This window comes from Candidatus Poriferisodalis sp. (genome assembly GCF_965208925.1).
Classification (GTDB): Bacteria; Actinomycetota; Acidimicrobiia; order Acidimicrobiales; family Poriferisodalaceae; genus Poriferisodalis.
In genome coordinates this window covers 511,736-532,564 of the sequence record NZ_OZ242364.1, presented here as the reverse complement: position 1 = coordinate 532,564, position 20,829 = coordinate 511,736, and the positions used below count along the sequence as shown (strand labels likewise).

Sequence of the window (20,829 nt, the reverse complement as noted above, 5' to 3'; positions counted from 1 at the left end):
ATGGCGCTCGACGAGATCAAGATCGGCGGCCTCGGCGCCAGCCGGCGCCGGGTGGAGGACAACCGTTTCATCCGCGGCAAGGGCAACTACATCGACGACATCGCCCTGCCCGGAATGCTGCACATGGAGATCCTGCGCAGCCCGCTGGCTCACGCCCGTATCCGCTCCATTGACGTCAGCGCCGCGTGGGCCATTCCCGGCGTTCGCATGGTGCTCACCGGCGACATGCTGGCCGCCCGCAATCTGGCGTGGATGCCGACGTTGTCGTACGACACGCAAGCCGTCCTCGCCACCGACAAGGTCCGGTTCCAGGGCCAGGAAGTGGCCTGCGTGGTCGCCGACGACCCCTACATCGCCAAGGACGGCTGCGAGGCCATCGTGGTCGAATACGAACCGCTGCCGCCCATCGTCAACCCGACGCAGGCGCTCGCCCCCGATGCCCCGCTGATCCGCGACGACAAGACGGGCCAAGACTCCAACGTCGTTTTCGACTGGGAGGTCGGCGACCGCGAGGGCACCGATCGGGCCTTCGCGCAGGCCGATGTGGTCTCGTCCATCGAGATGCACTACCCCCGCTCGCACCCGTCGCCCATCGAGGCGTGCGGCTCGATCGCCGATTTCGACCGGGCGACCTCAAAGCTCACCGTGTACATGACCACTCAGGCACCGCACATCATCCGGGCTGCCGTGGCCCTGGTCGCCGAGCTGCCCGAGCACATGATCCGCATCGTGTCCCCCGACCTCGGCGGCGGATTCGGGAACAAGGTGCCGGTGTATCCGGGCTACGTCGTGTCGATTCTGGCGTCGATCCTGTTGGAGTGCCCGGTCAAGTGGATCGAGGACAAGAGCGGGAACCTCATCTCGACGGGTTTCGGCCGCGACATCTACCTCAAGGGCGAGATGGCGCTGCGCAACGACGGCCGCATCCTCGGCGTGCGCATGCACACCGACTCCGACCACGGTGCCTTCTTCTCCGACGCGCAGCCGAGCAAGTTCAAGATCGGCCTGATGCACTCGGCCTTCAGCTGCTACGACATCGGGGCCGCCCACCTCACCGCTCAGGGCGTCTACACCAACAAGGCTCCGGGCGGCGTCGCCTACCGGTGCTCGTTCCGCGTCACCGAGGCTATGTACTTCCAGGAGCGCATGGTGCAGGCCGCCGCCAGCGACCTCGGCATGGACCAGGCCGAGTTCCGCCGGATCAACCTGGTGCGCGACGACGACTTCCCGCACCGCACGCCGTGGGGATTCCTGACCGACTCCGGCCAGTACGCGAAGTGCCTCGACCTCGGACTCGAGGCGATCGGCTATGAGGACTTCCTGCGCCAGAAGGAAGAAGCCCGCCAGCGCGGCCGGCTGCTGGGCATCGGCATCTCGACCATGACCGAGCCCCTCGGGGCCGGCAACAGCCGCGAGTACGACATCTTGGGCATCAAGATGTTCGACTCCGCCGAGCTGAAGGTGCACATGACCGGCAAGGCGCTGCTGCGGACTGGCGCCAAGACCCAAGGCCAGGGCCACGAGACCACCTGGGCGCAGATCGTGGCCCACGAGCTGGGCATACCCGCCGAGGACGTTCTGGTGGAAGAGGGCGATACCGATACGGCCCCGTTCGGCATGGGCACCTACGCGTCACGCAGCACGCCGGTGGCCGGGGCGGCGGTGGCCATGGTGTCGCGCAAGATCCGCGCCAAGGCTCGCCAGATCGCCGCGCACCTGCTCGAGGTGTCCGAAGAGGACATCGAGTGGGAGCTCGGCAGGTTCTCGGTGCGCGGTGCACCCGACCGGGGCGTGACGATCCAGGAATGCGCCATCGCCGCCTACAGCAACATGCCCGACGGCATGGAGCCCGGCCTGGAGAACAACGCCTACTACGACCCGCCGAATCTGACCTGGCCGTTCGCCTGCTACATCGCGACGGTCGAGGTCGATCCCGAGACCGGTGTGTGGGATGTCCTGCGGGTAGTAGCCGTCGACGACTGCGGCGTGCGCATCAACCCGATGATCGTGGAAGGACAGATCATGGGCGGCCTCACCGAGGCCTACGCCATGGCCAACATGCAGTTCATCACCTTCGATGAGGACGGCAACTGCATCGGCTCCAACTACATGGACTACCTGCTGCCGACCGCATGGGAGACGCCCGGATTCGAGCTGCATGAAGTGGTGACGCCCTGCCCGCACCACCCCATCGGGGCCAAGGGCATCGGGGAGTGCGCCACCGTCGGCGGCCCGGCAGCGTTCGTCAATGCGGTGATCGACGCCATCGGCGACACCGGCGTGCGCAATATCGATATGCCGCTGCTGCCCGACCGGGTGTATGAGGCCATCACCGGCGGCCACGATGTCTCCGGCGCACCGCCGGTGAAGACCGAGTGATGCACAGCAGCAGCGCCGCCGGGCCCGGTATCGGAGGGCACAGGGCCGTCGAGGGCTGGGGCGTGCTCGAACGCGCCACCGAGCTGGCGCGCAGCGGGGAGGCATTCGTGCTGGCCACCGTCGTCTGGCGGGAGGGTCCCACGTCGGGGCAGCAGGGATCTCGTGCCGTCTACACGGCCTCCGGCGAGATCTACGGCTGGATCGGCGGCGCGTGCGCCGAGCCGGTGTTCATCCGCGAGGCCATCGCAACGCTCGAAGCCGGCACACCGCGCTTGCTGGCCCTGGGCGCGAGCGACCGATTCGGCGATCTCCCGCAAGGCACGACAGCAGTGCCCATGTCGTGCCAGAGCGAAGGCGCCCTGCAGATCTACTTGGAGCCCGTCGTGGCCGTACCTCATCTGGTGATCGTCGGAAGCTCGCCGATGGCAACCACCCTGTCGGTGCTCGCAGCCCAGCTCGACTGGCGTGTCGAGCTCGTCGACCGTGCCGAGTTCAGCGAGGGGCTGCTCACGCCGCAGTCGATGGTCGTGGTTGCCACCCAGGGGCACGGGGACGAGGACGTGCTGGCTGCTGCGTTCAAGGCCGATCCCGCCTACGTGGGCTTGGTTTCCTCCGCTCGACGAGGGCGCAGCGTGCGTGCTCTGCTTGAGGCCCAAGGTGTCGAATCGGCCCAGCTCGATGCGCTGCGCGCTCCTGCCGGCCTCGATCTCGGCAGCACCTCGCACAAGGAAGTAGCGGTGTCGATCCTGGCCGAGCTGGTGCAGCTGCGGGCACAGGGCACATTCGCTGCCCCGGTTACAGCGCCGGCGTCGACGACAGGGACCGCTGTCGATCCTGTCTGCGGCATGACGGTCCAGATCGATGCGGGGACTGCGTCGCTGGAAGTGGGAGACGAGGTCTTCTACTTCTGCTGTGCGGGGTGCCGGACCGCTTTCGCACGTGAGCAGGGAGTCGCCTGATGCAGATCGCCAACCAGTTCGAGGTCGCTCAGCCGACCGAGGCCGTGTGGGATTTCTTCGGCAATGTGCCGCAGGTTGCGGCGTGCCTGCCCGGCGCGGAGCTGAGCACCGATCTGGGCGATGACCGCTACGGCGGCACGGTGTCCATCGGACTTGGCCCCATCAAGCTCGACTTCGACGGCAGCGCCGAGATCACCGACCGCGACCCCGACGCCCGCACCATTTCGGTCAGCGCCAGCGGCACCGATCGCAAGGGCCGGGGCCAGGCCACGCTTGCTCTCGACGCGAGCCTTGCCCCGACCGCAGGGGGCACCGCAGTAGACGTCGCGATGGATCTGCAGCTCTCCGGGCCGGCCGCACAGTACGGCCGAGGCTTGGTGGGTGACATCACAGCTGTCTTGCTGGAGGACTTCGCCGCCAATGTGCAGAACCGGCTTGCAGCGATCGCCGAGGGGCGCGATCCCGACGAAGTCGAACAGGTGCAAGCCGCCGGTGGCCTTGCGATCGGTGTGCGCGCCGCGGGCATGGGCCTCGCCCGCGTCGTGCGCCGGCTTGCCCTGCCATACCGCCCTGAGGCCGTCTGAGGAGGCGCTTGTGCTCTGGTGGATAGGAAACCTGATACTGCTCGTGGTGGTCGTGCCAGTGGCGCTCGCACTGCTGAACCGGGTACTTGCTGCGATCGAGCGCATTCGCAAGGCCAGCGACGACATCCTGGCCGGCGGCGTGGGGATCATCGGCGAGCTCGACACCACGCAGGACTTGCTCGCAACCACCGACGAGACGATCGAAGAGGTAGCGGACGGTGCGGTCCGCTACGCAGGTTCGGTCGGGAAGCTCCTGGGCTGAAAGGAAATGTGATGCCTGTTGTCGCCTGGGTCACCGTCATCGTCAGCGCCCTGATCATCTTGGCCGCAGCCGTCGGGCTGCTGCGTGTGGTGCTCCACCTGAGAGCGGTCCACAGCACGCTCGCCCAAGTCGCCGGGGGTGTTGCAGTCATCGCCGAGCAGACCTCGACGGTGCCCACCGTGCTGCCGTCGGTCAATTCGACGCTGATGCCAGTCCACGACTTCTGCGAATCGATCTGAGGGAGGGCTGCCATGCTGCATCTGCTCGCCCAGAGTTCGGACGCCGGGTCCACCACCGGATGGGTGATCGGCATCGTCATCGGCATCGTCGTGGTGATCGCCGTGGTCGCCCTCGTGGTGCCGATTCTGATTCTGGCCCGCTCGATCGGCAATCGAGCCACCGAGATCAACGATGGACTGGAAGATGCCGTCACCAACACGGCGGCGCTGTCCAATCTGAACACGACGATCGCAGCGGCGAAGGTGATCGTCGCCGGACTCAAGCGCGGCCGCAACCGGTTAGGAGGCTGAGATGGGTTTGCTGGCTCTGACCGACACGCAGGAGAACCTGTGGTGGGGCGTGATCATCGGCGGCTTCGTCGTGATCGTGGCGGTGGTTGTCCTGCTCACCATGCTGGTGCTGCTCGTGCGCACGATCGAGCGTCGCGTGGAGGTCATCAAGGACACGCTCGAGCGTGCCGCCGCGAACACCGGTGACACGGCTCTCATTGCGGAGACCGCCGACCAAGTCGATGCGGTCCTGACCGAAGGCCTCGAACACCACCTGTTCCTGGGCCGTGTGCTCGACAAGGTGCGCTCATGACGACGCTCGTGGTCCTCTCCGTCATCCTGATCGGCCTGTTCATCGCCGGGCTGGCCTTCTACCTGTTCGTGGTGGGCAGCCAGCTCACCCGGATCGCCGGGCTGCTCGAGGAGTGCTCGCAGATCGTGTGGAAGATCAAGTCCGACGCTGAAGCCGTTGAGCCGGGCGTCGAGCGCATCAACAACACAGCGGGCGTCATCGCTGGTGCGCTGCCGCTGCTGTACGGCATGGCCGAGGGCATCGTGACCGGTGCCACCTACGAGCCCGATCCTGAGCCTCGTGCGCCGTCGTCGGCCCGGCCTGCGATGGGTACGCGCCGCAGCCGATTCCACGAGGCTGTCGGCTACCACCCCGAATAGAACCGCGCGACCGCTGCGGAGGCGGCGCGAGGCTCTGCTCCCGCGATCCAGCAGGTCGCAACGTCGCAGAGCCTCGCGCCGCCTCCGCAGCTATGACGTCTGCTCTGTGCCGCCGGGGTCGCGGGTGGTGGTGAGGGGGCCGGCGGTGGGGGCTCGGTAGCTGCCGATCCATTCGTCTTCCCATTTCTGGTCGTACTGGTCGGGCGCGCAGCCGGGCCGGTAGATGGCGATCAGTTCCTGGGTGATCTGCTCACGGTGCGACGGCAGGCCGCCCGGCACCTCGTAGGTGCAGATGTGGAGGTTCCACTTGTTGCCGGCGCGCCGTTCCCAGCACTTGGCGCGGGGGTGGCCGAACGGCAGCCCGGCCGCAGCCAGGTTGTCGGCGTGGTCGACGTCGATGACCGCGTAGTCGTGCGGCTTGCCGTCGGGGTCGGCCCGGTACAGGATCGCAAACACGGCTGCACTTGCGGGCGGCGTCCATCCGCCGAGTACCCGTGGTCCCTCGAAGGGGTATCCGGCGAGCGAGCCGAGCCTGATCATCTGGGTCCGGTCACTCGTCAAACTCCGGCTCGTCCTCGCCGATCACTTCCGCACGGGTCATCGGCCACGCGGGAAGATCTGCTGTCTCGACGGCTGCGGCGAATGCTGCCATGGCCGTCTCGACAGCCTGGTCGGCGCTCTCAGCCTCCACGACGATCTGGGCGCCGTAGGCCATTGCTCCGACGCCGGATGCGATGCCTTCGAGCGGCGCGACTGCGTCGGCCAGCGCGACCACCTCATCCAGTTCGACGGGGCGGTCGCCCTCGGCTTGGATGGAAACGCTCCAGCGGCTCACTGCTTCCCTTCCAGCGGCACGCATCTCATCGGGATCAGTCGATCTGAGCCAGCTCGGCAGCAAAGGACTCCAGGCTCGCCAAATCGTGGCCCGATTCGAGGCTGTCGATGAACGGACCGGCGGCCAGCATGCCCAGCGTGCTCGGCGGCGTATCGGCGTTGTGGCCGACGAGCGGGTTCATCCAGATGATGCGGTGGCAGAGCCGGCTGAGACGTTCCATTGCGTCAGCCAGAACGACGGGGCTGCCGCGGTCAAGCCCGTCCGAGCAGATGACGACAGTGGCTCCGCGGCTGAGCCCTTTGCGACCCCACTTGCGGATGAAGGTGGTCAACGACTCGCCGATCTGGGTGCCGCCGTCCCAGTCGAGTACTCGAGCAGCGGCGAGCTTCATGGCGTCGTCGGGGTTGCGCCGGTCGAGTGCCGGCGTGATGCGCGTCAGCCGGGTGCCGAAGCAGAACACCTCCACCTTCTGCGCCGCCCGGCGCATCGAGTACGCGAACTGCAGCAGGTTTCGGGAGTGGTCAGCCATCGATCCTGAAACGTCGAGGATCAGCACCAGCGGCCGGGCCCGCTCCGCTCGCGTCAGGCGATGCAGGACAGGGGCCGCATGGCTGAGCCGCATGGCCTCGCGCGCCATCCGGCGAATGTCCAGGCGCGCCCCCATCGGATCGCTGCGCCGCCGCCGGGTGCGACGCCGGGGCGGTTCGAGCCGGACTTGTGCGATGATCCGCCGCAGCGCGGCCAGCTCATCGGGCGTGCAGTCGGCGAAGCGTTTGTCGCGCTGTATCTCGACCCCGGAGGCCTGCCGCCCGAGCACCATCGGCCGATTGTCTCCCGATTCGGCACCGGGCTCGCTGTCGGGCACGTTCAGGGTGCCACTGAGACCCTGCGCGATCGGGTCAGTCGCGGAGGGTTCTGGGCCGGCAGGGGCCGCGTGTCCTAGGAAGTACCGGCGGAACACCTCGTCGTAGACCGGCAGGTGGTCCCGGCGATGGACCAGAGTTGTCCGGCCGCTCCAGTAGACGTCTTCGAGATCGCTCGGCGTGAGCTCTGAGACCGCAGAGCAGAACGTGACGACATCGTCGGTGCCCACCGGAACGTCCGCGTCCCGCAGCGCATGGCCGAAGCCGACGAGCCTCGCCACGAACTCCGCCGGATCTGGGCCAACGTCGTCTCCGAGCGCGGGCGTTCGCTCAGGCATCGGCGACAACACGATCGAGCTCGGCTTCGACGAGTTCGAGGTCGTCACGGTCCTTGATGACGGCACCGATGGTGTCTGCTGCGGCTGCGGCATCGAGATCGTCGGTGCCCAGCACGCCCAGCGCGTCCACCCAGTCCAGCGTCTCGGCGACACCCGGCGGCTTGACGAGGTCCATGTCGCGCAGGCGCTGTACTGCGACGACGACCTTGTGTGTCAGCGTCTCGACGGCATCTGGCGCACGCAGGCGCACGATCTCGATCTCCTCGTCGAGGCTGGGGTAGCCGATCCAGTGGTAGAGGCATCGCCGCTTGAGGGCGTCGTGCAGTTCCCGTGTGCGATTCGAGGTCAGCACCACCATCGGTCGGCTGGACGCGGCGATGGTGCCGATCTCGGGGATCGTGATCTGGAAATCCGACAGCAGCTCCAGCAGGAACGCCTCGAATTCGTCGTCGGCACGGTCGATCTCGTCGATGAGCAGTACTGCACTGCTGCCGGCCTTGATCGCCGACAGCAGCGGCCGCTCGATGAGGAACTCAGGCCCGTACAGCCCGCTGACGGCCTCGACGTCGGTCAGCTCGCTCTCCGACAGCGCTCGGACGTGCAGCATCTGCCGTGCGTAGTCCCACTCGTAGAGCGCCTGGTAGGTGTCGATGCCCTCATAGCACTGCAGGCGGATCAGCTCCCGCCCGCCGATCTCTGCAAGGCACTTGGCCATCTCGGTCTTGCCGACGCCGACCTCGCCTTCGAGCAGGATCGACCGGCCCAACCGCATCCCGATGAGCGTTGCAGTGGCCAAACCCCGGCTGGCCAGGTAGCCGGCTGAGCGGAGCTGCGCCTGGAGGTCGGCAACGCTCGCCGGCGTCTCGTTGCGGTGCGGGTCGCTCACCGTTCGAGCCCGGGACGCCGCCGGCCTCAGTCGCCTGATGTGGGACCGAGGACCAGGTCGCGCAGCGAGGTGCCGTCAGCAGACGCCTTGCCTTCGCGCTCCAGCAGCTTCCGCCACGACGTCGCGATGTCCTCGTCGCCTTCGGCAAAGCCGTCGAAGGTGAAGTGGCGCGCATTGCGGCAGATCTTGACGTTGCTCTGCTCAGCGTCGAAGCCGACGCCCTCGTCTCCCTGCCAGACATCTGTCAGCACGGGCCGCTGTTCGGCGCCGGCGCTTGCCTGCGCGGGCACCGGATCGGTCGATGTCACGACCCCGATAGTAGCCCCAGGTGCCTTCGGGCCTTCTCTGTTGGCTAGACGACGATGGTGAGTGGGTAGCCGGCCCTGTCGAGGTCAATCTTGCCGTTGACAGCCCCGAGGTGTGCCGCTTGGGCGGTGGCGATGCGGCGGGCAGTCCACGCGGCGGCCGCGGCGTCAAGAACGTCGTCGAGCGCAGCATGCGGCGGGCCCACCAGCGGCGTCAGCGCCGATGCGAGGATTTCTTCGAAGCGCGCTGCGAGCAGTGCGAGCCGTTCCGCGATGCCGGCTTGGAATCGCTTCGGATGCTGGAGAGGTGCTGCGAACGGCATCGACTCCCCATCTCGGTGATGAACCTCGGCTTGACCCGGCGATCCAGCCATGACCGCGAAGCTGAGTTCGGGGTGCACCTCGGCCGCCCGCGGCGTCGCCTCGGAGCCAAAATCGGACGGCTGCAGCGCAGAACGAACCTCGCGGATCTTCGGCAAGAGGTTGTAGGCCTGCTTGGCGAGCCCCATGCCGAGGTGCTCGCGCGATGCGCGATTGGCCTGGTCGTACTCGGCTGCGTCCAATGCAGCAATAGGCGGCGACCAGAACAGAGACGAGCGGCGAGGGCCAAGCAGCTCGCGAGCGTCTATGTCGGCTTGGCGTTTGGCACTGGACGGCAATCCGACCGGCATGTCGATGCCCACCGCCACCAGACCGAGCTGGCGGGCCACTGTCCAGAGTTCAGCGAACGACTCGAACAGGGAGAATTCCACCGGTGTGCCGTCCCGCGCACCGGTCACCGCCATCACCCACCCGCCGGCCGCGCCGTCTACGCCTGCCACGCGCCTCGTGTCGGCTCTACGGCGGTCAGGGATCATCGGCGTCCGTCTTCCTGTCACGGGTTCGCCGGCAGCTTCGCATTCGACGACCAAAGCAGGCTGGCGTGCTGGCGAGCGTCGTAATCTCTGACACTTCACCGCATGTTGCAAGAAGGACTCGCATGACCGATCGCCAGATCCATATCCGAAGCTGCTCACTGTGCGAGGCGATGTGTGGACTGGAGGTGCATCACGCCGACGGCGAAGTGAAGCTGATCAGGCCGAACCGCAACGATGTCTGGTCCAAGGGGTACATCTGCCCCAAGGGCACCGTGCTCGGGCACATGTACGCCGATCCCGATCGAGTGCGCAAGCCCCTGGTCCGCGACGCGTCCGGTGACTTTGTCGAGGCCAGCTGGGATGCTGCGTTCGAGCGCTGTGCCGAGCTTCTCGGAGATGTCCGCGACAAGTACGGCGTCGAGGCGATCACCGCGTATCTCGGCAACGCCACCGGCTTCAACTACTCGATCAGCCGCTACGCGGGGATGTTCCTGCAGCTCGCCGGAATACCCACGGTGTATTCGTCTGGCACCGTCGACACGTGGTCCAAGAACGTGTGCTGCCAGCTGATGTACGGGCACTCGTGGCGCATCCCGGTGCCCGACATCGATCGCACCGACTTCATGGTGGTGCAGGGCGCCAACCCGGGCGCGAGCCAAGGCAGCTTCATGGGCTGCCCCGACGTTCCGGGTTCTCTGGACGGTGTACGTGACCGGGGCAAGGTGGTCGTGATCGATCCGCGCCGCAGCGAGACCTGCGCCCATGCCGACCAGTGGCTGCCGGTACGACCCGGCACCGATGCGCTGCTGCAGCTCGCGGTGGTGAACGTGCTGTTCGACGAGGGTCTCGTGCGGCTCGGACACTTGGCCGACCGGCTCAAGGGGGTGGAGGAGGTGCGGGCGATCGCCGCTAAGTATCCGCCCGAGCGGGTTGCCGAAGCGTGCGGCGCGGATGCCGAGGCGATCCGCACCCTGGCCCGCGAGTTCGCCGCGGCGGAGCGGGCAGCGTGGTACGCCCGCATCGGAACCTGCAACCAAGAGTTCGGCACGCTGGCGTCATGGCTGCCTGACGTGATCTGCGCGCTCACCGGCAACCTGGACACGGTCGGCGGCATGATGTGGGCGAAGCCCGTGGCGTGGTCGATGCTGCAGCAGGACTGGGGCTTCGAGGGCGGGTTTGACCGCTGGCGGAGCAGGGTGCGCGACATTCCCGAGGTACTGGGGCAGTTCCCGATGGGATGCCTCGCCGAGGAGATCGACACACCCGGCGAGGGGCAGCTCAAAGCGCTGATCGTGGTGGGCGGCAACCCGGTGCTGTCGGCCCCCAATTCTGAGCGCCTCGACAACGCCTTGCCGCTGCTGGAGGCGATGATCTCGGTGGACAATGCGCTCAACGAGACATCCCGCCACGCCCACGTCGTGTTGCCCGGGCTGGCAGCGCTGGAGCAGCACTTCTACTCCGAGATGCTGTGGGGCTGGGCCAAGCGCTCGGCGGCGAAATATGCGCCCCCGCTGTTCGAGCCCGAGCAGGGTCGGCCTGACGAGTGGGAGATCCTCACCCGGCTCGGCGCGATGTGCGCAGGCCTGGGAGACGTGAACGTCGCCGAGTTCGACGACCTGTACTTCTCGGCGCTTGCCGAGTTGGCTGGTGTGGACCCCGCGGTGGCGCTGGATGCGTCGCCCGAGCCCGGCCCCGAGCGGCTGAATGACCTGGCCATCCGCACCGGTCCGTGGGGCGACCGCTACGGCGAGGAGCCCGACGGCCTCAACCTCGACAAGCTGAAGGAGCTGCCCGACGGGCTGGACATGGGTCCGATGGTCCCGCAGGTCGACGACATCGTGGTGAGCCCCGACGGGAAGATCGACCTGGCGCCCGAGCGCATCACCTCCGATGTCGAGCGCCTCGAAGCGCGCCTCGCCCGCTCCGATTCCTCGCTCGTGCTCATCAGCCGGCGTCATGTGCGCTCCAACAACTCCTGGATGCACAACGTGGAGGTGCTGGTGCGAGGCAAGGATCGCTGCACGCTGCTCATTCACCCTGACGACGCAGCCGAAGCGGGCGTGGCCGACGGTGAGCTGGCCAGCGTCTCGTCGTCCAGCGGCAGCGTCGAAGTGGCAGTGGAGGTCAGCGACCAGATGTACCCGGGAGTCGTGTCGTTGCCGCATGGCTGGGGGCACGACAAGCCCGGCACCCGCCGATCGGTGGCGAGTCGGTACGCCGGGGTCAACTACAACGTGCTCGTCCCGCCCGAGTTCGTGGACGTCCCGTCGGGCAACGCCGCCGTCAACGGCGTCCCGGTGACTGTGGCACCGGTATCTGGCGTTCCCGCTTGACCGACCGTCGAGGTCCTTTCTCGGCCAAGGGCTTCCTGCCGCTCTGGCTGAGCGGACTGTGCTGGCACTGGAGTCGCTGGGCCATCGCGTTCCTGGCCGGGTACCACGTCAACGTGGTCACCGGTTCGCCGCGACTGGTGCAGCTCACGGGCACCGTCATGTGGGCGCCGCTGCTGCTGGGCGGTGCCTTGGGCGGCGTCATCTCCGACCGATTCGACCGGCGCCGCACGGTGCGCTGGCAGACGGCGCTGCTGATCCCGCTTGCCGTCATCGTCGGACTCGCTGAGCGTGCGGGGCAGCTCGGCCTGTGGCTGCTGTACCCGTTCCTGCTGTTCGCAGGCGTCGGCTGGGTGGTCGACATGACGAGCCGGCGAGCGCTGCTGCTGGACATCGTCGGGCAGCAGCGGATCGGCGGAGCCATGGCGTGGGAGACGATGGCGCTCGCGTCGGGTTTGGCTGCGGGCCAACTGCTCGGAGGCGTCATTACCGGCCGAGCAGGTGTGGGGACCGCGTTCTTGGGCATCGGCGGGGTGCTGTGCGTCGCCTTGGTGCTGCTGATGTGGGTGCCGAAGGTGCCCCGGGTAACGGCCGAGGAGTCGCGCTCGTCGGTCGGCGCCGAGATGCGGGCGGGTCTGCGATTGGCACGGACCAATCGCGGGCTGCTCAGCATCCTGGGCGTCACCGTGATGGCCAATTTCTTCATGTTCGCCTACTTCCCAGCGGTGCAGCTCATCGGCAAGGAGGTCGACGCGACGGCATCACAGATCGGGCTGATCGGTTCGATGACGGGCTTCGGCATGATCACCAGCTCGTTCATCACCTCGGTGGCCAGCGCCCGCCGCTGGGGGATTCTCTACGTCAGCGGCGTCTTCGTCACGATGGCGATGCTCATCGTCTGGGCCCTGTCGCCCAATGTGCCCTTCGCCGTCGTGACGCTGTATCTCGCCAGCTGCGGCAGCGGCCTGTTCGCGGCCACCCAATCCACGCTGGTGCTCACGGTGGTGCCCGAGCAGATGCGCGGGCGGGCCATGGGCCTGCTGTCGATGGCCATCGGGGCATTGCCGATCGGCACGTACCTCCTCGGCGAGGTCGCGCAGGCCCTCGGGCCGCGCACGGCGGTCATCGTCATGGCGTCGCTGGGATTTGTGGCGCTCACGCTCTGGCTGGTCTGCCGGCCCGAGGTGGTGCGACGCGGGCATCCGGCCCGCTGAGCCTGCAACGGCAGCGGTCCGAGCGGCCTGTGGCGGGTTCGCTACGCTGCGGCGAAGTCAGGCGCCGATGCGCGTGACGGGAGGGGAGCCGATCATGAAGGCTGCAGTGCTCAACGAGATTCCGGGCGAACTCGACATCGAGGACATCTCGGTCGATGCGCCCGCTCCCGACGAGGTCCTGTTGCGGGTGGTGCACGCGGGCCTGTGCCACAGCGACCTGCACTTCATGGATGCCCACTGGCCGTACCAGCTCCCCGCTGTGATGGGTCATGAGAGTGCCGGCGTGGTCGAAGCAGTCGGCGACAACGTGTCGTACGTGAAGCCGGGCGACCACGTCATCAGCTGCCTGTCGGTCTTCTGCGGCCACTGCGAGCGCTGCCTGACCGGTCGCCCGAACATCTGCGCCAATCCCGCTGCCGTCGCTCGGCCGACCGGTGCCTCACCACGGCTGGCTAAGCCAGACGGCACCGAGGTGGGCCAGTTCGCCCGTCTCGGCGGATTCGCCGAGGAGATGCTGATCCACCAGAACGCTGTCGTGAAGATCCGCGACGACATGCCGCTCGACCGTGCGGCACTCATCGGCTGCGGTGTGACTACGGGACTGGGTGCAGTATTCAAGACGGCTCGCATCGAGCCCGGCGCGACTGTGGCCGTGTACGGCGCCGGTGGCATCGGCCTGTCGGCTGTGCAGGGTGCACGCATTGCCGGGGCCGGCCGGGTCATCTCGGTGGATGTCGAGGACTCCAAGCTGGAAACGGCCCGCCAGGTGGGTGCCACCGACACGGTCAACGCTTCTGAAGGCGATCCGGTCGAGGCCATCAAGGAGCTGACCGGCGGCGGCGTGGACTACGCCTTCGAGTGCATCGGGCTGAAGCAGACCTGCGAGCAGGCGTGGTCGTCGTCGCGGCCCGGCGGCACCACGGTCATCGTGGGCATGATGCCGTTCGGCGAGAAGATCGAGATCACGGGCTACGAGGTGTTCATGCTCGAGAAGCGGCTGCAGGGCTCGATGATGGGCTCGAACGCCTTCCGGGTGGACATGCCCCGCTACGTCGACATGTATCTCGACGGCCGCTTGATGCTCGACGAGATGATCTCGGCGCATATGCCGCTGGAGGACATCAACGTCGGCTACGAGCAGATGCGTCAGCGCGTCGGCACTCGCACCGTCATCGACTTCGACTAACCGGTCCGCGTCTCAGGCGCTCCGGTCGAAAAAAGCCAACAACCAGCAAGTGAGGGGCCATGGAAGTCGAGGGCAGAGTCGCCGTGGTGACAGGCGCAGCGAGCGGCATGGGCCGTGCCATGGCAGACACGTTCGCCGCGGCGGGCATGAAAGTGGTGCTGGCCGACATCGAGGAAGCGCCGCTGAACGACGCCGCAGCGGAGGTGCGTGCGACCGGCGCGGAAGCCATCGCGGTACGCACCGACGTATCGCAACTGGCGCAGATCGAGGCGCTCGCCGAGGCTGCCGTGGCGCAGTTCGGAAGCGTGCACGTGCTGTGCAACAACGCCGGCGTCGGCATTCCCGGTCCGGTAGGCGACATGTCGCTCGAGGACTGGCGCTGGACGCTCGACATCAACCTGTGGGGGCCGATCTACGGCTGCCACGTATTCCTGCCGATCATCGAGGCGACTGGCGAGGGCCACATCAACTCGACTGCGTCGGTGGCCGGGCTGTACGGCGGCGCCTCGCTGGGTGCGTACAACGTGTCCAAGCACGGTGTCGTGGCGCTGATGGCCACGCTGGAGCGAGATCTGCGGCTGCGCAACTCGCCGGTGCATGCCTCGGTGCTGTGCCCGGGGCCGATCAACACCAACATCGTGTACAGCCAGCGCAATCGTGACCCCGAAGATGCTGCGCACCACGTGCGTACCGATCAGGGCGAAAAGTTCTGGGACATGCTCAAGGGCTATCTGGCCGAGGGCATGGACCCCGCCGACGTGGGGCCGATGGTGCTGGATGCTGTCCGCACCGATCGCTTCTGGGTGCTGACCCATCCCGAGATGGGCAAGATCGCCCGCTACCAGGCCGATGCCATGCTCGACGACGGGCACCTCACCCGCTGAGCTCTCGTGCACGTCGCCGCCAGGTGTGGCGACGCTGAGGCAAACGGAGCAAGAGGGCGTTTACTGAGCCCGTGACTCCGACCGCGACACCACGAGCGGAACGCTCGCCCGAAGCGCCGCCCCGTCGGTCTTGAGCACGTGAAGCCCGCAGGACGGAGCGTGCGCGCGCAAGCGCGGCTGACTGCAAGGCGGCCATCGGTCTTCACGGTCGTCCCGCAGATTCTCGATGCGGCCGGCCGGCCACTCGCCGCATCGGTGGCACACCTCGCCCCGCGCCCGCCGCTGCCCCCCGCAGCGCCGCCGACAGCAGATGTCGGGCCGCCGCAGGGGACTCGCTACCGGTGGATCTTGCTGGTAGTCATCGGTTTCGCCGTTCTCGGCTTCGGTTCGCTGATGACGCTGGTCAGCGCGGCGCTGGGAACCATCGCGGAAGACTTGGACACGAGCGTCCCGACGGCTGGCTGGGTGATGACCGGCCTGATGCTGGCGATGGCCGTGTCGACACCTGCGGGCGGCAAGCTCGGCGACATCTACGGCCATCGCCGGATGTTCATGATCGGCATGATCGGCATGACGGCCATGATGATCGTCAACTACTGGGTGCCCGATATCGGCACGTTCATCGCTGTGCGAGTCGTGTTCGGGTTGTGCGGCGGGATGCTGATGCCGTCGGGGATGGCGCTGCTGATGCATGCGTTCGGTCCGGCCGAGCGCGCCCGTGCCGTGGGCTGGTTCCAATTCGCCATGACCGGTGCGCCCACGATCGGTGTCGTTGCCGGCGGACCGATGCTCAACGTCTTCGGCTGGCGCGGCATCTTCCTGCTCTTCGGCCTCATCGGGCTGCTGGGCACCGTGATGGCTGTGTTCATCGTGAAGCCGATCCCGCGAGGCGCCCGAGTCTCCATCGACGTGCTCGGCGCCCTGCTGCTGGGCGGAGGCACGCTGCTGGTCCTGTGGGCGATCACCCGGATACCCACGCTGACCCGGTCTGGTATGTCGCTGCTCAGCGACCAGACGCTGATGCTGATGGTCGGCGGCGCGGTGGCGTGCTTCGTGCTGTTCGCGCTCTGGGAGCGCCGTGCTGCGTCGCCGTTGCTTGATCTGCGACTGTTCCGGCGCCCCAGCTTCACGCTGCCGCTCGTGTCCGCAGCGTGCAACCAGTTCGCCTACATGGGGGCGTTCATCATCGTGCCGACGTTCTTGCTTCAGGACGGGTACGGGTACTCCGTCGGTGTGGCAGCGCTGCTGATGGTTCCCCGGCCGGGAGCCTTCGCCCTGGCGTCACCGTTCGGCGGCACGCTCGTGACCAAGATCGGCGCCCGGGTTCCGATGCTATTCGGCACCTCGGCGATGATCGGCTCGATGGTGGCGTTTGCCATCGGTGCCGACCCAGCGGGTTGGGGGCTCGCGCTGGTGATGGTGGGGTTGGTGCTCTCCGGCGTTTCCGCCGGCTTCGGCTCGCCGGCGTATCAGGTGCTGGTCGCGAACTCTGTGGACGACAAGGACCTGGGCGTCGCGAACGGCATGAACCAGACCGTCATGTGGATCGGCATCATCACCGGCATCCAGTCGATGCTGGCATTCGCGGGAGACAGCCCGTCGATCAGCCGCCTGCAGACGACGTTCCTCTTCGGAGCGGTCGTGGCGGCATTCGGGTACATGGCGCCGCTGTTTGCCACCCGCCGCGCCACCCGCGCCGGCTAGCTGCGACGGGTTCGGGTTCTTCGAGCGGCAGTTCGCCGAGCGGCGTGCTGCCCGCGCCGGCTGGCTGCGGCGGGTGTCGCGGCGACGCGCTAGAGCGCTCTGAGGAAATCCAGCAGTTCCGCGTTGAACTCGTCGGCTGCTTCCTGCTGGACCCAGTGGCCGATGCCGCCCAGGATCACCGACTTGGCCAGGTTGGGCATGGTCTCGGGAAACTTGGCGATCGACCCTGCGCCCCACACCGTCGGCCCGTCGACCTCGCCGCCCACGAACAGGCTGGGTTGTGTGATGGCTGCGTTATCGAACGCTGCCATGTCCTCCCAGTCGCGGTCCACGTTGCGGTAGCGGTTCAGCCCGCCTGACATGCCGGTGCGGGTGAACTCCGAGGTGTAGTAGGCAAAATCGGCCTCGGACATCCAGTGGGGCCAGGTGCCTTCTTCAGGCCAGATGAAGTTGTCCGACAGCTTGCCGCCGGGTGCCACGCCGAAGCCTCCGCCCGATGAGTCACCCGATGCTTGCCGGGCCCGCACACCGTCGCCGGCGGCGGAGAAGTACATGCCCAGCAGCCAGTGGGGAAGGTCGACCTCCATCTCGGCTTCGGCGCGTCCGGGCTCCTGGAAGTACTCGATGTAGAACTCCTTGTCGCCGCCCATCATGCGGAAAGCGGCGCTGGGCTTGAAGTCGCTGCGGGCGTTGTACGGAACGCTGACGAGGGCGAGCGCAGTGAAGATGCTGGGCCGCAGCAGCGCTGAGCTCCAGGCGATCGGCGCGCCCCAGTCGTGGCCGACGATGATCGCAGAGTTCTCACCGAGAGCCCGCACCACGCCGACGTTGTCGGCGACGTGGCGCACCATGCGGTAGTCGTCGACGGCGGTGGGCGCAGCGGAACGGCCGTAGCCGCGCACGTCGATGGCAACGGCGCGGTACCCGGCCTCGGCGACGGCGGGGAGCTGGTAGCGCCACGAGTACCACGACTCGGGAAATCCGTGGACGAACAGCACCAACGGCCCCTCGCCCAGCTCGGCCACATGAATCCGCGTCCCCAGCGCATCCACGTCGTGGTGCTTCACGCCAGATAGGTCAGGTGTAGTAGTGCCACTGCTGTCGCTCATGGCCGACATTCTGGCCCGCGAATGTCGCTGCTGGCCGAGCTTGCATTCGATGCGGCAGGATCGGCCGTGGGCAAGGATGGGTGGCATGAGCTTGTTGTCGTTTGAGCTGCCTTCGTTGGAGACGATTGAGCTGGAGCCTGATGGGGAGACGCTTCGGGTGTGGCTGAACCGGCCTGAGTCCCGCAATGCGCACAACCAGTTGATGATCCGTGAGGTGGGGGACTTGTTCTCGGCACTGAACGGGCAAACCCAGTTCCGGGTGGCGGTGTTGGGCGGGCGGGGGAAGTCGTTCTGTGCCGGCGCGGACCGCAAGGAAGGCCCGCCCGCTGCGGCGAATGACCGCGAGGCCCGCTATATCAACCAGCTCGGCCGCAGGGCGGCGCGCGCCATCGAGGACTGCGAGGCGGTCACCATTGCGCGGGTGCACGGCCACGCCATCGGCGGCGGGAACTGCTTCGCCACGAGCTGCGACTTCAGGGTCACCACCGCGGACGCGCTCTGGTACGTGCCCGAGGTGGAGCTGGGCGTGCCGCTGCCGTGGGGCGCGACGCCCCGGCTGATTGCCGAGATGGGCATGTCGCGCGCCCGCCAGTTCGTCATGACCAGCGAACGCGTCAACGGGCACACCGCCGTCGAATGGGGTCTGGCGCACGAGGTGTGCGAAGGCGAAGAGGAACTGGATGCGGCCGTCGAGCGCTGGGTGGCGCGCCTGCTCGACCTGCCGTCGCTGTCGGTGCAGATGGCCAAGCACCAGCTGCGCGGCTACGCGCAGCTCACCCGGCTCGGCGATCTGTCGGAGTTCGACGGCGACGCGTCAGCCCGGTCCATCACCAGCGAGGACGCCCAAGCCCGCTTCGGTACCTTCTAGAGCTGGCGTCCGTTGCGGGCGTCCATCTCGCCGCGGTGTCAGCCGCGGGCATCAATCTTCGTGAAGGCCCTCTTCATGGCTTGGTAGCCCTCGACGGCGCGGGGGATGCCGCCGTAGATGGTCATCTGCACCATGATCTCTTCGATCTCGGTGCGGGACAGGCCGTGGTTGAGGCCTGCCGGCACGTGGAAGGCCAGCTCGTCGACACGGCTCAGCACGGTCAGGATGGCGATGACCACGATGCTGCGATCGCGCCGCGAGAGCTCTTCCCGAGACCACAGGTCGCCGAACGCCCAGTGGTAGGCGATGCGCCCGACCTCGCCCAGATGCTCGACCAGGCGCTCCATGTCCTCGGACGGATCGCTGGATGCACGGCCGGCGGTGAGCGTTCCACGCACCTCAGCGGCGCGTCGCTCCCGCTCGTCATCGTCGAGTTCGGCGGCGCCCGAACGCTCGCCTAGCCGATCCACCCCATCGAGCGTGCGGAACCGCTCGTCCACCACCCGGGACGCAGCCATCGCCATCGGGAACCCGGCGTAGGCGGCCACCTGGATCAGGATCTCTTCGATCTCGGTGCGTGTCAGCCCGTGGTTCAGCCCGACCTCGGTGTGCAGCGACAGCTCCTCGGTCGAGCCGATGGTGGCCAGCACGGTGATCACGATCAGGCTGCGATCCCGCCGCGACAGCTGCGGCCGCGACCACACGTCGCCCATCACCACGTCGAAGGCGAACGTGCCCAGCGCCCCGTGGCGCCTGATCATCCCTCGACGCCCGCGCTCCGGGTCGATCTGTCCGTTGGTGAAGCGTTCGAACACCTCGAGTGCGGCGGCCTGCCGCTCGGCGTGCGTGCGTGATCCAGTTTCTGCCATGTCTCCCCCCTGGCAACGCGACTACAGCTCGCCGGGCTCCTTGCCGGGCAGGTACGTGACCGGCAGCCGTGTCAGGCGGCGCACCCGCGACGGCAGGTCGGCACCCACCAGACGTGAGGCCCCGGCGGGCAGGGTCGACAGGATGATGCCGTCGAAGCTGGAACGCGACAGCACCGCCTGGATCGCCCGCAGGGGATCAGGGTCGCCGAGTTCCCCCGTCGCGGCGTACGACGCCGCGGCGATCTTCGCGAGCTGGGCGTCGAGCCGCTTCTGGGCCTGCTCCATGCCGAGCGTGTCGGGTCCCAGATAGTCGGCCGCGGGCACATGCTCTGACGGGATGCCCGTCACCGGGTCTGCCGCAAGCATCGAGAGCCGGCGTGCCCGTGCGTAGCTCTTCGAATGCGTCATCGGCACCAGCAGGTGGAACTCGCACGGACCGTGGGAGTTCAGCCGATCGATCTCGGCGACCACCTCACCAGTGCCCAAGGTCTGGTTCGCCACGATGAGCCAGCGCGTGACCTCCACATCTGGCGCACCCGGCGTCAGGCCGGGCCGCATCCGGTCCACCCGGAAGGCCACGCGCAGCTTGATGCGGTAGAGGGCGATCTCGCCGTCCACGATCATCACATCGCGCTCTTCGACGTGCGCCACCGACAGATCGCGGATGGTCTTGGTTGCCTCGGCGACTCCTCGACGCGCCGCGTCCTCCCAAGAAATCCGACTCGCCGCGACCAGCGTGATGACCTTCTCGACAGCGTTTCGGTTGCGCTGAGGTGATTCGTTCAAGATGCGGACCTGTTCGGTGTGCGGCTCGTTCCTGCGAGCGGGAAGCGGTGTGCTCCGGTGGGGCAGACTGTAGGGCACACCGCGTTCGTGCGGCACACTGCGCGCCGCCGGAGGCACCGAATCGGCGACGGTGCAGTGCGCCCCGCGAATTCCTCAAGGAGAATCCCAATGAGCAGCGTCTACAACGTGATCGAGCTGATCGGCACCAGCGAGGAATCGTGGGAGAAGGCGACGCAGAATGCGATTACTGAGGCCTCCAAGACCTTGCGGGACCTTCGGGTGGCCGAGGTGATCGAGCAGGACGTCGTGATCGAGGGCGGCGCGATCGCCGCCTTCCGTACGAAGGTGCGGCTGTCGTTCAAGCACGAGTCGCCTTGAATCGTCGCAGCTCTGCCAGAGCCAGCGGATGGCGCCGCGGCGCTTACGCGCG

General features: G+C 67.4%; 24 protein-coding genes. 15 read left to right on the top strand and 9 right to left on the bottom strand.

Annotated elements, in window-relative coordinates; all coding sequences use genetic code 11:
* From ACOGI5_RS02210 to ACOGI5_RS02175, 8 genes are read left to right on the top strand one after another with little or no spacing between them, the layout of a single operon-like run.
* Nucleotides 1–2,379, top strand: a complete 2,379-nt coding sequence (locus ACOGI5_RS02210) for an aerobic carbon-monoxide dehydrogenase large subunit (RefSeq protein WP_419862839.1) — start codon at nt 1–3, stop codon at nt 2,377–2,379.
* On the top strand, nt 2,379–3,338 hold the full coding sequence (locus tag ACOGI5_RS02205) for an XdhC family protein (RefSeq protein ID WP_419862838.1): 960 nt from the start codon (nt 2,379–2,381) through the stop codon (nt 3,336–3,338). Before ACOGI5_RS02210 ends, ACOGI5_RS02205 begins: the two co-directional genes overlap by 1 nt.
* A complete protein-coding gene (locus ACOGI5_RS02200) occupies nt 3,338–3,922 on the top strand; it encodes an SRPBCC family protein (RefSeq protein ID WP_419862837.1) in 585 nt (194 codons plus the stop codon). The genes ACOGI5_RS02205 and ACOGI5_RS02200 overlap by 1 nt, the downstream gene beginning before the upstream one ends.
* 10 nt (nt 3,923–3,932) lie before the next feature.
* Nucleotides 3,933–4,184, top strand: a complete 252-nt coding sequence (locus ACOGI5_RS02195) for a hypothetical protein (protein ID WP_419862836.1) — start codon at nt 3,933–3,935, stop codon at nt 4,182–4,184.
* An 11-nt stretch (nt 4,185–4,195) separates the two neighbouring features.
* Nucleotides 4,196–4,423 (top strand): hypothetical protein, encoded by a 228-nt coding sequence (locus ACOGI5_RS02190; protein WP_419862835.1) that lies wholly within the window; start codon nt 4,196–4,198, stop codon nt 4,421–4,423.
* A gap of 12 nt (nt 4,424–4,435) precedes the next feature.
* Nucleotides 4,436–4,714 carry a hypothetical protein gene (locus tag ACOGI5_RS02185; protein WP_419862834.1) on the top strand — a complete coding sequence of 93 codons (279 nt, stop codon included), beginning with the start codon at nt 4,436–4,438 and terminating at the stop codon, nt 4,712–4,714.
* Between the two features lies 1 nt (nt 4,715).
* On the top strand, nt 4,716–5,006 hold the full coding sequence (locus tag ACOGI5_RS02180; protein ID WP_419862833.1) for a hypothetical protein: 291 nt from the start codon (nt 4,716–4,718) through the stop codon (nt 5,004–5,006).
* Nucleotides 5,003–5,365, top strand: a complete 363-nt coding sequence (locus ACOGI5_RS02175) for a hypothetical protein (protein WP_419862832.1) — start codon at nt 5,003–5,005, stop codon at nt 5,363–5,365. Before ACOGI5_RS02180 ends, ACOGI5_RS02175 begins: the two co-directional genes overlap by 4 nt.
* A gap of 90 nt (nt 5,366–5,455) precedes the next feature.
* Here the strand turns inward: ACOGI5_RS02175 and ACOGI5_RS02170 are convergent, their stop codons facing one another.
* The 6 genes from ACOGI5_RS02170 to ACOGI5_RS02145 are packed head-to-tail and all read right to left on the bottom strand — an operon-like array spanning nt 5,456 to nt 9,413.
* On the bottom strand, nt 5,456–5,926 hold the full coding sequence (locus tag ACOGI5_RS02170) for a hypothetical protein (RefSeq protein WP_419862831.1): 471 nt from the start codon (nt 5,924–5,926) through the stop codon (nt 5,456–5,458).
* A complete protein-coding gene (locus ACOGI5_RS02165) occupies nt 5,916–6,200 on the bottom strand; it encodes a hypothetical protein (RefSeq protein WP_419862830.1) in 285 nt (94 codons plus the stop codon). Before ACOGI5_RS02165 ends, ACOGI5_RS02170 begins: the two co-directional genes overlap by 11 nt.
* 34 nt (nt 6,201–6,234) lie before the next feature.
* On the bottom strand, nt 6,235–7,401 hold the full coding sequence (locus tag ACOGI5_RS02160) for a vWA domain-containing protein (RefSeq protein WP_419862829.1): 1,167 nt from the start codon (nt 7,399–7,401) through the stop codon (nt 6,235–6,237).
* A complete protein-coding gene (locus ACOGI5_RS02155; protein ID WP_419862828.1) occupies nt 7,394–8,287 on the bottom strand; it encodes an AAA family ATPase in 894 nt (297 codons plus the stop codon). The genes ACOGI5_RS02160 and ACOGI5_RS02155 overlap by 8 nt, the downstream gene beginning before the upstream one ends.
* Nucleotides 8,288–8,313: 26 nt before the next feature.
* Nucleotides 8,314–8,595 carry a hypothetical protein gene (locus tag ACOGI5_RS02150; RefSeq protein ID WP_419862827.1) on the bottom strand — a complete coding sequence of 94 codons (282 nt, stop codon included), beginning with the start codon at nt 8,593–8,595 and terminating at the stop codon, nt 8,314–8,316.
* Between the two features lie 44 nt (nt 8,596–8,639).
* A complete protein-coding gene (locus tag ACOGI5_RS02145; RefSeq protein WP_419862826.1) occupies nt 8,640–9,413 on the bottom strand; it encodes a DUF429 domain-containing protein in 774 nt (257 codons plus the stop codon).
* A gap of 158 nt (nt 9,414–9,571) precedes the next feature.
* On the opposite strand from ACOGI5_RS02145, the gene ACOGI5_RS02140 reads away from it, so the two are divergent.
* The 5 genes from ACOGI5_RS02140 (at nt 9,572) to ACOGI5_RS02120 (ending at nt 16,767) form a co-directional block, all read left to right on the top strand.
* Nucleotides 9,572–11,782: a molybdopterin-dependent oxidoreductase gene (locus ACOGI5_RS02140; protein WP_419862825.1), complete on the top strand. Its 2,211-nt coding sequence runs from the start codon at nt 9,572–9,574 to the stop codon at nt 11,780–11,782.
* Nucleotides 11,779–12,993, top strand: a complete 1,215-nt coding sequence (locus tag ACOGI5_RS02135; RefSeq protein ID WP_419862824.1) for an MFS transporter — start codon at nt 11,779–11,781, stop codon at nt 12,991–12,993. Before ACOGI5_RS02140 ends, ACOGI5_RS02135 begins: the two co-directional genes overlap by 4 nt.
* Before the next feature lie 94 nt (nt 12,994–13,087).
* Nucleotides 13,088–14,179, top strand: a complete 1,092-nt coding sequence (locus ACOGI5_RS02130; protein WP_419862823.1) for a Zn-dependent alcohol dehydrogenase — start codon at nt 13,088–13,090, stop codon at nt 14,177–14,179.
* A gap of 59 nt (nt 14,180–14,238) precedes the next feature.
* Nucleotides 14,239–15,063, top strand: a complete 825-nt coding sequence (locus ACOGI5_RS02125) for an SDR family NAD(P)-dependent oxidoreductase (RefSeq protein ID WP_419862822.1) — start codon at nt 14,239–14,241, stop codon at nt 15,061–15,063.
* A 159-nt stretch (nt 15,064–15,222) separates the two neighbouring features.
* Nucleotides 15,223–16,767 (top strand): MFS transporter, encoded by a 1,545-nt coding sequence (locus ACOGI5_RS02120; RefSeq protein ID WP_419862821.1) that lies wholly within the window; start codon nt 15,223–15,225, stop codon nt 16,765–16,767.
* An 89-nt stretch (nt 16,768–16,856) separates the two neighbouring features.
* Here ACOGI5_RS02120 and ACOGI5_RS02115 read toward each other — a convergent pair whose 3' ends face one another.
* On the bottom strand, nt 16,857–17,876 hold the full coding sequence (locus ACOGI5_RS02115; RefSeq protein ID WP_419862820.1) for an alpha/beta fold hydrolase: 1,020 nt from the start codon (nt 17,874–17,876) through the stop codon (nt 16,857–16,859).
* 85 nt (nt 17,877–17,961) lie between these two features.
* On the opposite strand from ACOGI5_RS02115, the gene ACOGI5_RS02110 reads away from it, so the two are divergent.
* Nucleotides 17,962–18,744, top strand: a complete 783-nt coding sequence (locus ACOGI5_RS02110) for an enoyl-CoA hydratase/isomerase family protein (RefSeq protein WP_419862819.1) — start codon at nt 17,962–17,964, stop codon at nt 18,742–18,744.
* A gap of 38 nt (nt 18,745–18,782) precedes the next feature.
* On the opposite strand, the gene ACOGI5_RS02105 is transcribed toward ACOGI5_RS02110, so the two are convergent.
* On the bottom strand, nt 18,783–19,613 hold the full coding sequence (locus tag ACOGI5_RS02105; protein ID WP_419862818.1) for a carboxymuconolactone decarboxylase family protein: 831 nt from the start codon (nt 19,611–19,613) through the stop codon (nt 18,783–18,785).
* Nucleotides 19,614–19,634: 21 nt separating this feature from the next.
* Nucleotides 19,635–20,399 carry a dodecin family protein gene (locus ACOGI5_RS02100; protein ID WP_419862817.1) on the bottom strand — a complete coding sequence of 255 codons (765 nt, stop codon included), beginning with the start codon at nt 20,397–20,399 and terminating at the stop codon, nt 19,635–19,637.
* A gap of 168 nt (nt 20,400–20,567) precedes the next feature.
* Here ACOGI5_RS02100 and ACOGI5_RS02095 point away from each other — a divergent pair, with 168 nt between their 5' ends.
* The gene (locus ACOGI5_RS02095) at nt 20,568–20,777 is read left to right on the top strand and encodes a dodecin family protein (protein WP_323672325.1); all 210 of its coding nucleotides are present in this window, start codon (nt 20,568–20,570) and stop codon (nt 20,775–20,777) included.
* The last annotated feature ends 52 nt before the right edge of the window (nt 20,778–20,829 follow it).

What these genes read in the sequence shown, in the direction of transcription:
- ACOGI5_RS02200 (WP_419862837.1), top strand. Translation starts at nt 3,338, where the DNA reads ATGCAGATCGCCAACCAGTTCGAGGTCGCTCAGCCGACCGAGGCCGTG.
- ACOGI5_RS02160 (WP_419862829.1), bottom strand. Translation starts at nt 7,401, where the DNA reads ATGCCTGAGCGAACGCCCGCGCTCGGAGACGACGTTGGCCCAGATCCG.
- ACOGI5_RS02095 (WP_323672325.1), top strand. Translation starts at nt 20,568, where the DNA reads ATGAGCAGCGTCTACAACGTGATCGAGCTGATCGGCACCAGCGAGGAA.
- ACOGI5_RS02180 (WP_419862833.1), top strand. Translation starts at nt 4,716, where the DNA reads ATGGGTTTGCTGGCTCTGACCGACACGCAGGAGAACCTGTGGTGGGGC.
- ACOGI5_RS02190 (WP_419862835.1), top strand. Translation starts at nt 4,196, where the DNA reads ATGCCTGTTGTCGCCTGGGTCACCGTCATCGTCAGCGCCCTGATCATC.
- ACOGI5_RS02130 (WP_419862823.1), top strand. Translation starts at nt 13,088, where the DNA reads ATGAAGGCTGCAGTGCTCAACGAGATTCCGGGCGAACTCGACATCGAG.
- ACOGI5_RS02140 (WP_419862825.1), top strand. Translation starts at nt 9,572, where the DNA reads ATGACCGATCGCCAGATCCATATCCGAAGCTGCTCACTGTGCGAGGCG.
- ACOGI5_RS02115 (WP_419862820.1), bottom strand. Translation starts at nt 17,876, where the DNA reads ATGAGCGACAGCAGTGGCACTACTACACCTGACCTATCTGGCGTGAAG.
- ACOGI5_RS02210 (WP_419862839.1), top strand. Translation starts at nt 1, where the DNA reads ATGGCGCTCGACGAGATCAAGATCGGCGGCCTCGGCGCCAGCCGGCGC.
- ACOGI5_RS02125 (WP_419862822.1), top strand. Translation starts at nt 14,239, where the DNA reads ATGGAAGTCGAGGGCAGAGTCGCCGTGGTGACAGGCGCAGCGAGCGGC.
- ACOGI5_RS02105 (WP_419862818.1), bottom strand. Translation starts at nt 19,613, where the DNA reads ATGGCAGAAACTGGATCACGCACGCACGCCGAGCGGCAGGCCGCCGCA.
- ACOGI5_RS02205 (WP_419862838.1), top strand. Translation starts at nt 2,379, where the DNA reads ATGCACAGCAGCAGCGCCGCCGGGCCCGGTATCGGAGGGCACAGGGCC.
- ACOGI5_RS02110 (WP_419862819.1), top strand. Translation starts at nt 17,962, where the DNA reads ATGAGCTTGTTGTCGTTTGAGCTGCCTTCGTTGGAGACGATTGAGCTG.
- ACOGI5_RS02185 (WP_419862834.1), top strand. Translation starts at nt 4,436, where the DNA reads ATGCTGCATCTGCTCGCCCAGAGTTCGGACGCCGGGTCCACCACCGGA.
- ACOGI5_RS02175 (WP_419862832.1), top strand. Translation starts at nt 5,003, where the DNA reads ATGACGACGCTCGTGGTCCTCTCCGTCATCCTGATCGGCCTGTTCATC.